The sequence below is a fragment of the Kosakonia oryzendophytica genome, assembly GCF_027886705.1.
GTDB lineage: Bacteria > Pseudomonadota > Gammaproteobacteria > Enterobacterales > Enterobacteriaceae > Kosakonia > Kosakonia oryzendophytica.
This window is the reverse complement of record NZ_CP115659.1, coordinates 4,203,071-4,215,466: the sequence shown is the minus strand read 5'-3', so window position 1 is coordinate 4,215,466 and position 12,396 is coordinate 4,203,071. Positions and strand designations below refer to the sequence as shown.

At 53.1% G+C, this 12,396-nt stretch carries 11 protein-coding genes; 4 read left to right on the top strand and 7 right to left on the bottom strand.

Going from position 1 to position 12,396, the window contains the following annotated elements; genetic code table 11:
- The first annotated feature begins 22 nt into the window (after nucleotides 1-22).
- Entirely contained in the window at nucleotides 23-367 is a 345-nt protein-coding gene (gene erpA, locus O9K67_RS20385; protein WP_023480429.1) for an iron-sulfur cluster insertion protein ErpA, read from the top strand.
- Between the two features lie 47 nt (nucleotides 368-414).
- Here the strand turns inward: erpA and O9K67_RS20380 are convergent, their stop codons facing one another.
- Genes O9K67_RS20380 through mtnN form a run of 3 tightly spaced genes read right to left on the bottom strand, consistent with a single transcriptional unit; the run spans nucleotide 415 to nucleotide 2,543 of the window.
- The gene (locus O9K67_RS20380) at nucleotides 415-1,038 is read right to left on the bottom strand and encodes a TRIC cation channel family protein (protein ID WP_061497592.1); all 624 of its coding nucleotides are present in this window, start codon (nucleotides 1,036-1,038) and stop codon (nucleotides 415-417) included.
- Between the two features lie 13 nt (nucleotides 1,039-1,051).
- Nucleotides 1,052-1,852 carry a vitamin B12 ABC transporter substrate-binding protein BtuF gene (gene btuF / locus O9K67_RS20375; protein WP_061497590.1) on the bottom strand — a complete coding sequence of 267 codons (801 nt, stop codon included), beginning with the start codon at nucleotides 1,850-1,852 and terminating at the stop codon, nucleotides 1,052-1,054.
- Complete coding sequence (gene mtnN / locus O9K67_RS20370) at nucleotides 1,845-2,543, bottom strand: 5'-methylthioadenosine/S-adenosylhomocysteine nucleosidase (RefSeq protein WP_061497588.1); 699 nt, start codon at nucleotides 2,541-2,543, stop codon at nucleotides 1,845-1,847. The genes btuF and mtnN overlap by 8 nt, the downstream gene beginning before the upstream one ends.
- A gap of 106 nt (nucleotides 2,544-2,649) precedes the next feature.
- Here mtnN and dgt point away from each other — a divergent pair, with 106 nt between their 5' ends.
- The 3 genes from dgt (at nucleotide 2,650) to cdaR (ending at nucleotide 7,055) form a co-directional block, all read left to right on the top strand.
- Nucleotides 2,650-4,164 carry a dGTPase gene (dgt, locus tag O9K67_RS20365; protein WP_061497586.1) on the top strand — a complete coding sequence of 505 codons (1,515 nt, stop codon included), beginning with the start codon at nucleotides 2,650-2,652 and terminating at the stop codon, nucleotides 4,162-4,164.
- A gap of 139 nt (nucleotides 4,165-4,303) precedes the next feature.
- The gene (gene degP, locus O9K67_RS20360; protein WP_061497584.1) at nucleotides 4,304-5,740 is read left to right on the top strand and encodes a serine endoprotease DegP; all 1,437 of its coding nucleotides are present in this window, start codon (nucleotides 4,304-4,306) and stop codon (nucleotides 5,738-5,740) included.
- A gap of 157 nt (nucleotides 5,741-5,897) precedes the next feature.
- Nucleotides 5,898-7,055, top strand: a complete 1,158-nt coding sequence (gene cdaR / locus O9K67_RS20355; protein ID WP_061497583.1) for a DNA-binding transcriptional regulator CdaR — start codon at nucleotides 5,898-5,900, stop codon at nucleotides 7,053-7,055.
- A gap of 59 nt (nucleotides 7,056-7,114) precedes the next feature.
- Here the strand turns inward: cdaR and O9K67_RS20350 are convergent, their stop codons facing one another.
- From O9K67_RS20350 to map, 4 genes are all read right to left on the bottom strand, one after another.
- On the bottom strand, nucleotides 7,115-7,504 hold the full coding sequence (locus tag O9K67_RS20350) for a DUF3461 family protein (protein ID WP_017457991.1): 390 nt from the start codon (nucleotides 7,502-7,504) through the stop codon (nucleotides 7,115-7,117).
- 122 nt (nucleotides 7,505-7,626) lie between these two features.
- The gene (gene dapD, locus O9K67_RS20345) at nucleotides 7,627-8,451 is read right to left on the bottom strand and encodes a 2,3,4,5-tetrahydropyridine-2,6-dicarboxylate N-succinyltransferase (protein WP_061497581.1); all 825 of its coding nucleotides are present in this window, start codon (nucleotides 8,449-8,451) and stop codon (nucleotides 7,627-7,629) included.
- A 33-nt stretch (nucleotides 8,452-8,484) separates the two neighbouring features.
- The gene (gene glnD, locus O9K67_RS20340; protein WP_061497579.1) at nucleotides 8,485-11,160 is read right to left on the bottom strand and encodes a bifunctional uridylyltransferase/uridylyl-removing protein GlnD; all 2,676 of its coding nucleotides are present in this window, start codon (nucleotides 11,158-11,160) and stop codon (nucleotides 8,485-8,487) included.
- Between the two features lie 154 nt (nucleotides 11,161-11,314).
- Complete coding sequence (map, locus tag O9K67_RS20335) at nucleotides 11,315-12,106, bottom strand: type I methionyl aminopeptidase (RefSeq protein ID WP_061497578.1); 792 nt, start codon at nucleotides 12,104-12,106, stop codon at nucleotides 11,315-11,317.
- Nucleotides 12,107-12,396: the final 290 nt, after the last annotated feature.

Below are 12,396 nucleotides of genomic sequence, written 5' to 3'. Positions count from 1 at the left end.
GCAGTAGCAATGGGAGCAAGACATGAGTGATGACGTAGCGTTGCCGCTGCAGTTTACCGATGCAGCAGCCAACAAAGTAAAAAGCCTGATCGCAGATGAGGAAAATCCAAACCTGAAACTGCGTGTCTACATCACCGGTGGTGGTTGCAGTGGCTTCCAGTATGGTTTTACCTTTGATGATCAAATCAACGATGGCGATATGACCATTGAGAAACAGGGCGTTGGCCTGGTGGTTGATCCCATGAGCCTGCAATATCTGGTAGGTGGTTCGGTCGATTATACCGAAGGTCTGGAAGGTTCCCGCTTTGTGGTCACCAACCCGAATGCGACCAGCACCTGCGGCTGCGGTTCTTCGTTCAGTATTTAACGAACCCGGCAGGTATAAAAAGCCGTGTCATCGACACGGCTTTTTTGTTATCGGCCCGGTTCATCCAGGGCGAACGTCGGTAGCTTCAGATGCCAGCGAATGGCCGCCAGACGAATCACCAGCGTAACCACCATGCCCAGCATACTGGCTGTTTCCAGCGGAATGGTAAAAAAGTGAAACGCAGTCGCATGCACAATGCCGCCGGCGATACAGGCAGTGGCGTAAATTTCGGTACGCAGGATCATCGGCACTTCCCGCGCCAGAACGTCACGGATTATCCCGCCGCCCACACCGGTGACAACGCCCATACAGATGGCGACCAGCGGCCCGGTTTCGGCCAGAAAGGCCTTATTCACGCCAATCCCGACAAACACCGCCAGACCTACGGCGTCCAGCACAGGGAGTATCCACTTCGGCAGGCGGCGCGGCTGACGCACCAGAATAATGGTCAGCATGCAGGTCACCATGGCGACCACCAGATCGGTAGGATCGGTTACCCAGAATACCGGCCCGTGCGCCAGCGCCATATCGCGGATCGTCCCGCCGCCAACTGCGGTAACCACGCCGAGCACCAGCACGCCAAACGGATCCATCCGCAATTTTCCGGCAAGCAGGACGCCTGAGATGGCAAACACGGCAGTGCCGATAATATCCAGCCAGTAGACGAGCATGTGAATTCCCCGGTTATTTCACCTGCGCAAGGGCAGTACAGAGTTGTTGAGCGGCGAGGATAATACGCGGGCTTGCGCGTTCAAACCAGTCGCTGTGTAGAGAAATAATCGGTACATCGAGCTGGCTATGCCAGAATTGTTCGATATTGGGAATTTCACGCGCCTCTCCGGCGACCACAATCGCCTGCGGCTGGCGGGCTAATACTTGCTCGCGGCTGACCTGCGGCCAGGGCACGCGACTGGCGGCAAAGATGTTTTCGCCGCCGCACAGCTCCAGCACCTCGTTCTGAATCGAACCTTGCCCGCTGGTGAACAGCGGCTGTGCACCAAATTGCAGGAACACGCGTTTTTTCGGCTGGTTTGCATAGCGCGCTTTCAATTCGTCATAACGTGCCATCAGCTGTTGCGCCGCTTGTCGGGCCTGCTCAGGATGCGGGCTGTAGGGCTCAAGCGCGCGCAGCGTCTCTGCAACTTGTTCGATGGTGATGGCATCCACCCACATCACGGTAACGCCAAACTGCTTCAGTTGATTGACCTGCCGTTCAGTGTTGCCTCCGCGCCACGCCAGCACCATGTCGGGTTTCAATGCGACAATGCGTTCGAGGTTGATGCCTTGCCAACTGGCGACTTGTTCAATATGCGCGGCTTCGGGAGGGTAATCGGAATAGCTGCTCACGCCGACAGGCGTAATCCCTGCGGCAAACAGCAGTTCTGTATTGGCCGGTGAGAGCGAAATCACGCGCGGCGCGGCGAACAGCCACGCCGGCAGCAGAATAAGCAGGGCGGCAAGCGCCCCGAGTGAACGATTAGCCACGCGCCAGGTTCTGCACCAGGGTTTCTACCATCAGGCTTGATTGTTTCGCCGCGACGGCCAGGAACTCATCAAAGCTCAGGTGCGACTGTTGATCTGCCACGTCGGAGATGGCGCGAACCACAACAAACGGCACGCCAAAGTTATGGCAAACATGCGCAATGGCGGTGGCTTCCATTTCCACGGCGATGGCTTGCGGGAAGTTGTGGCGGATTTTCGCCAGACCCACTGAACCATTGATAAAGGCATCGCCGCTGACAATCAAACCGCGCACGGCGTGCAGATCCAGTTGCGCGATACAGGCTTCTGCGGCGGCAATCAGTTTATCATCGGCTTTAAAGCCCGCCGGGCAGCCCGGTAACTGGCCGTACTCGTAACCGAAAGCCGTCACGTCGGCATCGTGATAACGCGCTTCGTCAGACACCACGATATCGCCTACTTTCAGCGTTGGCGCCAGACCGCCCGCAGAACCGGTATTGATAATCACATCCGGCTGGCAGCGCTCCAGCAGCAACGTTGCGCCCATGGCAGCAGCGACTTTGCCAATGCCCGACTTCAGCAGTGCAACGTCAGTGCCATTCAGCGTACCGGTGTAGATTTCGCTCCCGCCAATATTCAGGGTCTGACGGTTCTCGATTTTGTCACGCAGCAGCGTAACTTCTTCTTCCATTGCACCAATAATGCCAATTTTCATGGAGATACTCGCTAATGTGATAAGACAGAATTACGTTTTCAGGGCATAGTCTATCATGGCATACACAATTGCATGATATCCCGTGACGCTTCGCACAGGAGAGAAAATGGCAGAGATCGACTTTCGCAACAAAATAAACTGGCACCGTCGTTATCGTTCGCCGCAGGGCGTGAAAACCGAGCGTGAAATCCTGCGTATTTTTGAAAGCGATCGCGGGCGCATCATCAACTCCCCGGCCATTCGGCGGTTGCAACAAAAAACGCAGGTTTTCCCCCTGGAACGCAATGCCGCGGTACGTACACGCCTTACCCACTCCCTGGAAGTACAACAGGTGGGACGCTACATCGCCAAAGAAATCCTTAGCCGCCTGAAAGAACTGAAGTTGCTGGAAACTTACGGGTTGGATGAACTGACCGGACCGTTTGAAAGCATTGTTGAAATGGCGTGCCTGATGCATGACATTGGCAACCCACCTTTCGGCCATTTTGGCGAGGCGGCAATTAATGATTGGTTCCATCAGCGGCTGGTGCCGGAAGATGCGCTCGGTCAACCGTTATCGGACGATCGCTGTGAAGTGGCGGTGTTGCGCCTGCATGAGGGCGAAGATGGGTTAAATGCGCTACGTAGAAAAGTTCGTCAGGATTTAAGCCATTTTGAAGGAAACGCGCAGGGGATCCGCCTGGTGCATACGCTGATGCGAATGAACCTGACCTGGGCGCAGGTCGGTTGCATATTAAAATATACGCGCCCTGCATGGTGGGTTGGTTCTCCTCCAACGTCGCACAGCTATTTAATGAAAAAACCAGGTTATTATTTCAGCGAAGAAGCCTATGTTGAGCGCTTACGTAAAGAATTAAACCTGGATACTTACAGCCGCTTCCCTTTGACGTGGATAATGGAAGCCGCTGATGATATTTCTTATTGCGTCGCCGACTTAGAAGATGCGGTAGAAAAACGTATTTTCACGGCGGAACAACTTTACCAGCATCTTTATGATGCCTGGGGAACACATGAAAAGGGCTCGTTGTTTGCTCAGGTGGTCGAAAATGCCTGGGATAAATCTCGTGTGAATTCCATGAGCCGCAGTGCGGAAGATCAATTCTTTATGTATCTGCGGGTCAATACCCTTAATAAGCTGGTGCCCTACGCTGCACAGCGCTTTATTGATAACCTGCCCCAAATCTTCAGCGGTGAATTCAACCATGCGTTGCTGGAGGATGATAGCGGATTCAGTCAGCTACTTGAATTATATAAAAATGTCGCCATTAAACATGTATTCAGCCACCCGGACGTTGAGCAGCTTGAATTACAAGGTTATCGCGTCATCAGTGGGTTGCTGGATATTTACCGCCCGTTGTTACAATTATCGTTGGCGGATTTTACTGAGCTGGTGGAAAAGGAGCGTCTGCGCCGCTTTCCGATTGCATCGCGTCTGTTTCATAAACTGTCGACGCGCCATCGATTAGCGTATGTAGAAGCGGTCAGTAAATTATCGCCCGATTCGGCGGAGTATCCGGTGCTGGAGTATTATCATCGTTGTCGATTGATTCAGGATTATATCAGCGGTATGACTGATTTATATTCTTGGGATGAATATCGTCGTTTGATGGCAGTGGAATAACCCCGTTGTTTTGTAAAGAACGACAATAAATTTTTACTTTTTGCCGAAACGACATCCCGGAACTTCAGGCTATAAATCGACTCTGAGTGGTACATACACAGCAGTTTGTTTGCGTTAATCGGTAATGAGATAGAGACACATGAAAAAAACCACGTTAGCAATGAGTGCACTGGCCTTGAGTTTAAGTTTAGCGCTGTCTCCTCTGTCAGCTACGGCGGCGGAAACAGCATCTTCAGCTACCCCGTCGCAACAAATGCCGAGCCTTGCGCCGATGCTGGAAAAAGTGATGCCTTCGGTGGTGAGTATTAACGTAGAAGGCAGCACGACGGTGAATACCCCGCGTATGCCACGTAACTTCCAGCAGTTCTTTGGTGATAATTCACCGTTCTGCCAGGACGGTTCTCCGTTCCAGGGCTCGCCATTCTGCCAGGGCGGTCAGGGTGGGCAAGATGGCTCCGGCGGTGGTCAGCAGCAGAAATTTATGGCATTGGGCTCCGGGGTCATTATTGATGCCGCCAAAGGCTATGTTGTGACCAACAACCACGTCGTGGATAACGCCAATACCATTAAGGTTCAGTTGAGCGACGGGCGTAAATTTGACGCTAAAGTGGTGGGTAAAGACCCGCGTTCCGACATCGCCCTGATCCAGATTCAGGATCCGAAAAACCTGACCGCTATCAAGCTGGCGGATTCTGACGCCCTGCGCGTGGGTGACTATACGGTAGCGATTGGTAACCCGTTCGGTCTGGGTGAGACGGTGACTTCCGGGATTGTTTCCGCGCTTGGCCGCAGCGGGCTGAATGCTGAAAACTACGAAAACTTTATCCAAACGGATGCGGCGATTAACCGGGGTAACTCCGGTGGTGCACTGGTCAACCTGAATGGTGAACTGATCGGGATTAACACCGCAATCCTCGCGCCGGACGGCGGCAACATTGGTATCGGTTTTGCCATCCCGAGTAATATGGTGAAAAACCTGACCGGCCAGATGGTTGAGTTCGGCCAGGTACGCCGTGGTGAGCTGGGGATTATGGGGACTGAACTGAACTCCGAGCTGGCGAAAGCGATGAAAGTCGATGCCCAACGCGGGGCGTTTGTCAGCCAGGTGATGCCGAATTCCGCCGCCGCGAAAGCGGGTATCAAGGCGGGTGATGTGATCACCTCGCTGAATGGCAAACCGATTAGCAGCTTCGCCGCACTGCGTGCTGAAGTGGGTTCAATGCCAATTGGCAGTAAAGTTGCTCTTGGCCTGTTGCGTGACGGCAAACCGGTGAATATCACGCTGGAATTGCAGCAGAGCAGCCAGAACCAGGTGGATTCCAGCACCATCTTCAGTGGCATTGAAGGCGCGGAAATGAGCAACAAAGGCAAAGATGCTGGCGTGGTGGTTAACGCAGTGAAAGCGAATACCCCTGCGGCGCAGATTGGCCTGAAAAAAGGGGATGTGATTATCGGTGCTAACCAGCAGCCGGTGAAAAATATCGCTGAGTTGCGCAAAATCCTCGACGGCAAACCGTCTGTACTGGCGCTGAATATTCAGCGTGGCGATACCTCCATTTATCTGCTGATGCAGTAATCTGTAAAACCCCTCTTCCTCCCTGCGAGGAGAGGGGCTCCTTCTGTTTTGTGAAGCCTTCCACAACTCCATACTTCTGAATGCTGCTTTGTGCATATGCACAGTGCGCGCTATGGTTTTCTCCCATATGCTTGGGCTCTGCTCACGGGAGGGTTACATGGCTGGCTGGCACCTTGATACCAAAATGGCACAGGATATCGTGGCGCGCACGATGCGCATCATCGATACAAACATTAACGTCATGGATGCACGTGGTCGCATCATTGGTAGCGGCGATCGCGAACGAATTGGGGAATTGCACGAAGGTGCGCTGTTAGTTCTCTCCCAGGGCCGCGTGGTGGACATTGATGATGCGGTCGCGCGTCACTTGCATGGCGTACGTCAGGGGATCAACCTGCCGCTACGACTGGAAGGCGAAATTGTCGGCGTTATCGGTTTGACCGGCGAACCGGAAACGTTGCGCAAATATGGCGAACTGGTCTGTATGACCGCTGAGATGATGCTGGAACAATCCCGTTTGATGCATCTGCTGGCACAAGACAGCCGCTTACGTGAAGAGCTGGTGATGAACCTGATCCAGGCGGAAGAGCATACGCCCGCATTAACTGAATGGGCGCAGCGCTTGGGTATCGATTTAAACCAGCCGCGTGTGGTGGCGGTCGTGGAAGTCGACAGTGGTCAACTGGGCGTTGATAGTGCCATGGCCGAATTGCAGCAGTTGCAGAATGCGCTGACTACGCCGGAACGCAACAACCTTATCGCGATTGTCTCGTTAACGGAGATGGTGGTGCTCAAACCGGCGCTCAATCAGTTTGGTCGCTGGGACGCGGAAGATCACCGCAAGCGCGTTGAGCAGTTGATTACCCGCATGAAAGAGAACGGCCAACTGCGTTTTCGTGTTGCGCTTGGCAACTATTTTACTGGTCCTGGCAGTATCGCCCGTTCATACCGTACCGCGCGCACCACGATGATGGTGGGTAAACAACGGATGCCGGAAAACCGCAGCTATTTCTATCAGGATCTGATGTTGCCAGTATTGCTGGACAGTTTACGTGGCGGCTGGCAGGCGAATGAGCTGGCGCGCCCGTTGTCACGGTTAAAAGCGATGGACAACAATGGCCTGCTCAGGCGCACTTTATCGGCCTGGTTCCGCCATAACGTACAGCCGCTGGCAACGTCCAAGGCGCTGTTTATCCACCGCAACACGCTGGAATACCGTCTCAATCGCATCTCTGAACTGACCGGGCTGGATTTAGGGAATTTCGATGACAGGCTACTACTGTATGTGGCGCTGCAACTGGACGAGCAACGTTGATTTGATATTTCTTACCCGGCCTGTGGAAAGGCTCCGCAGACCGGGTAAGCACGACACGGTTATTTCCCGCGCGTTAATTTCTCAAGATCCGACTCAATTTCATTGATCTTGTTGGTAACCACGCTTTCAAGGTGACGCAGATCGTCAAGGATCTTACGTTTCAGATCCACTTCGGTACGATCGCGCTGGCAGATTTGATCTAACTCATCAATGACATAGCGCAGGTTAGGGCTGATCTCCTGAACCTCTTTATACCCCTGGCCGACACCGTCAGCGACCACGGTTTTACGCTGACGCGGGTATTTAAACTTCACGCTCTTGGCAAAAAACTCGCCTTTGTCCTTATGAAAATAGATTTTCAGGATATCGTTGTTCGCTTCCTGGCGGAGGCTGTAACGATCAATTTCATCGGGATTGGTAATGCCTAAACTTTTCAGATTATCGTACATAGCGGTACCCTTAAGCTCAACATAACCTATGAATAATTAACGAAAAAATCTATTTTTTCCACCTGCGCGTACTAAAAAGGCGGGACAGGTCACCCTCTCCCGAAAAGGGAGAGGGGAAAGACTTAATCGATGGTGCGCAGGAGTTCGTTGATACCCACTTTGCCACGCGTTTTCGCATCGACTTTTTTCACGATAACAGCACAGTAGAGGCTGTATTTGCCATCTTTGGATGGCAGATTGCCGGAAACCACAACGGAACCCGCCGGTACACGGCCGTAGTGAATTTCGCCGGTTTCGCGGTCATAAATACGGGTGCTCTGACCGATATACACGCCCATGGAGATAACCGACCCCTCTTCAACGATAACACCTTCCACCACTTCGGAACGCGCGCCGATAAAGCAGTTATCTTCAATGATAGTCGGGTTTGCCTGTAATGGCTCCAGTACGCCACCGATTCCCACGCCACCGGAGAGGTGAACGTTTTTACCAATCTGCGCACAGGACCCTACGGTTGCCCAGGTATCCACCATGGTGCCTTCATCGACATAGGCACCGATATTAACGTACGACGGCATCAGTACAGTATTACGGGCGATAAACGCACCCTGACGAACCGCAGCCGGCGGCACGACACGGAAACCTTCTTTTTGGAAACGCGCTGCATCGTAGTCGGCGAATTTCATCGGCACTTTATCGAAGTAGCGGCTTTCTGCACCGTCGATAACCTGGTTATCGTTAATGCGGAAAGAGAGCAGAACCGCTTTCTTCAGCCACTGGTGAGTGACCCATTGACCATCGATTTTTTCTGCGACGCGCAGGGCGCCGGAATCGAGCAGAGCAATAACCTGGTTGACCGCTTCACGGGTAACGGTATCCACATTGGCCGGGGTGATCTCTGCGCGACGCTCGAAAGCGGTTTCAATAACGTTCTGTAACTGCTGCATTGTTAAGCTCTTTCCATCTGTGTAAAAAAATCATCACCCTTTATCGTTTGGATTGAGGGCCTCTGTCAACCGTTGTTGCACCTCCTTTTGCAGCGCATTATTAAGGCCACGCCGGTCGGCGGTTGCGATTATAAATAAATCTTCTACTCGTTCACCAATTGTTGTAATTCTCGCCCCGTGCAACGAAATTCCAAGGTCGGCAAACACCTGGCCAACGCGTGCGAGCAAGCCGGGTTGATCGAGTGCAATCAATTCAAGGAAGGATTTTCTGTCGGTATGGGTCGGCAGGAAATTCACTTCCGTGTCGACGGTAAAGTGACGCAATTTGGCTGGCTGACGTCGTGGCTGTGGCGGTTGCCAGGTGTGTTGCGTGATAGCCTGCTCTAAACCAAAGCAGATGGCATCGTGACGATCGGCGGAGAGCGGGCTGCCATCCGGTTCCAGCACAATAAAGGTATCCATTGCCATGCCGTCACGGGTGGTGAAGATCTGTGCGTCATGGACGCTGAGATTACGTCTGTCGAGTTCGGCACATACTGCGGCAAAGAGGTAAGGTCTGTCGGGACTCCAGATAAAGATCTCTGTGCCGCCACGGGTTGCCTGAGGACTAAGCAGGATCAGCGGTTTGCTTAAATCATGCGCGAGCAGGTGCCGGGCATGCCATGCCAACTGGTTTGGGCTATGGCGCACAAAATAGTTGGCGCGGCAACGCGCCCAAATCTGATGCAACTGCTCCTCATCAATATTGTCCATACGCAGCAACGCCAGTGCTTGTAATTGATGATGACGCACCCGTTCACGCATATCCGGCGTGTTTTGCATGCCACGGCGTAGCTGTTTTTCAGTGGCGAAATAGAGTTCGCGCAACAGGCTCTGCTTCCAGCTGTTCCACAGGGTTTCGTTAGTGGCGCAAATATCCGCAACGGTCAGGCAGACCAGGAAGCGTAACCGGTTCTCCGTTTGCACCTCTTCAGCGAACTGCTTGATGACTTCCGGATCCTGAATATCACGGCGTTGGGCGGTTACCGACATCAGCAAGTGATGGCGGACCAGCCAGGCAACCAGTTGCGTTTCTCGGGAGTTCAAACCGTGCAACTCGGCAAATTTCAGCACATCCTGTGCCCCCAGTACGGAGTGATCACCGCCGCGTCCTTTCGCGATGTCGTGGAACAGTGCGGCAATCAAAATCAGTTCCGGATGGGTCAGACGCGGCCATAGCTCTACACATAAGGGATGCTTATTACGTGTCTCTTCTTTAGCGAAACTTTCCAGCTTCAATAACACGCGAATGGTGTGTTCATCGACCGTGTAAGCATGAAACAGGTCAAATTGCATCTGACCGACGATATGCGACCATTGCGGCATATAGGCCCACAATACGCTGTGGCGGTGCATCGGTAGCAGGCCGCGACTGACAGCGCCCGGGTGGCGCAGCATACTGAGGAAAATAGAGCGCGCTTCGGCGATGTAGCATAACGGTTGTGTCAGATGGCGACGGGCGTGTCGCAGATGACGCAGGGTAGTGGAGTAGATGCCGGTAATCGTGCTGTTGCGCACCATGATATAAAACATCCGCAAAATCGCCTGCGGCTCGCGAATAAATAATGTCTCATCGCGCAGATCAATCAGTGTGCCGCGTAGCTGGAACTCATCATCGATCGGACGCGGCTTTTCATCAGCCGTGAGCGCCAGTATCGCTTCATCGAAGAGCTGGAGTAGCATCTGATTCAGTTCCGTGACACGACGTGTAACCCGGAAGAAATCTTTCATCATATGCTCAACCGGCTGGTTGCCTTCGCCGACATAGTTCAGCCGCTGGGCGACGCTTAGCTGGCGATCAAAAAGCAAGCGATTATCGTAGCGGTTCAGTTCCAGGTGCAGGGCGAAACGGATGCGCCACAGCAGATGCAGACACTCGTTCAGTTCATTACGCTCAGCTTCGGTGAGGAAGCCGAAGCCGACCATTTCATCGAGCGATGTTGCGCCAAAGTGGCGACGAGCCACCCATTGCAGCGTGTGAATATCGCGCAGGCCGCCGGGGCTGCTTTTAATGTCCGGCTCAAGGTTGTAGCTGGTGCCGTGGTAACGCTGATGACGCTCATTTTGTTCGGCCACTTTCGCCGGGAAAAACGTTTCCGAAGGCCAGAAATTGTCGCTGAAAATATGCTTTTGCAGCTCAAGAAACAGCGCCACATCGCCAATCAACAGACGTGACTCAATGAGATTCGTGGCGACGGTTAAATCCGACAGCCCCTCCTGTAGGCATTCATCCAGCGTGCGCACGCTGTGACCTACTTCCAGTTTTACGTCCCAGAGAAGTGTTAGCAGTTCGCCAATCTTTTGCGCCTGCTCATCGGGCAGTTTGTGGCGACTGAGGATCAGCAGATCGATATCAGACAAGGGGTGCAGTTCACCGCGACCATAGCCGCCAACCGCCACCAGCGCGACGTCGTTGATATTGCCAAAACCGTACTCCAGCCACAGGCGTTGCAGCAGCTGATCGATAAATTCGGTACGTGCTTCAATCAATTGCTCGGCGGAAATACCGGCATCAAATACATGCCCCAGCCACCGCTGGAAGGCGTCGATATGGGCTTTGATCCCCGCACATTGCAGCGCGTCCTGGGGCCAGACGCCAGGATACTCAGGCTGGCCGGGAAGGGTGGGTTTGACGGTGTTGACGAATTGTTCTGACAAGGTATTGCTCATTATTAGCCACCCGTGTGGAGTGAGGATCACTAACAAAACAAAGTAAAAGAGATAGTCAGAAATGAAAAGTCGTTTATACGTATGACGAAGAGGTTGGCAGGGCAAAAAAAACGACCCGCAGAGCGGGCCGTAGACAAGAGCGTAACGGCGGAGATTAAGCGGCCGTCAGTACCGCGTCGATGGAGTCATCTTTGCGCAGGGTCAGGATCTCACAACCCGTTTCTGTCACCACGATCGTGTGCTCATATTGTGCCGACAGGCTGCGATCTTTGGTTTTCACCGTCCAGCCATCTTTCATGGTGCGAATGCGGTAATCACCGGCGTTGACCATCGGTTCTACGGTAAAGGTCATACCGGCCTGTAACACAACGCCGCCGTCATCTGCATCATAGTGCAGCACCTGCGGTTCTTCGTGGAAACCACGACCAATGCCGTGTCCGCAGTATTCGCGCACCACGGAGAACCCTTGCGCTTCTACGTATTTCTGAATAGCCGCGCCAAGGGTACGCAGACGGATGCCCGGCTTCACCATGCGCAGCGCCAGGTAGAGGCTCTCCTGGGTGACGTGGCACAGGCGTTCGCCAAGGATTGTTGGTTTGCCGACGATAAACATTTTGGAGGTGTCGCCGTGATAGTCGTCTTTGATAACGGTCACGTCGATGTTGACGATATCACCATCCTTCAGCAGTTTTTCGTCATCCGGAATACCGTGACATACCACTTCATTAATAGAGATACAGACGGATTTCGGGAAGCCGTGGTAACCGAGGCAAGCGGAGATCGCGTGTTGCTCATTGACGATGTAGTCATTGCAGATGCGATCCAGTTCGCCGGTGCTGACGCCCGGTTTAACATACGGTTCGATCATTTCCAGCACTTCGGCGGCCAGACGACCGGCAATGCGCATTTTTTCGATTTCTTCAGGAGTTTTAATTGAGATAGCCATGGAGTGCGTCCATCAGTGTCGAATTTTTCGACTATACCAGGATAAGTGTTGTTCATGGTAACAGTCGGGCAAGCTTTGTGCCAAATTGAGAATCATTAACAGCACACCGCGTCAACAACTATTGGTGTCCGGCAGTGTTTTGTGATATAAAGCGCGCCGGACTTCCGTTCCTGTTTTGGGATGGGAGCCACAAATCTCACTTTGTGTAATAACACACACGTATCGGCACATATTCCGGGGTGCCCTTCGGGGTCGGTAATATGGGATACGTGGAGGCATAACCCCAACTT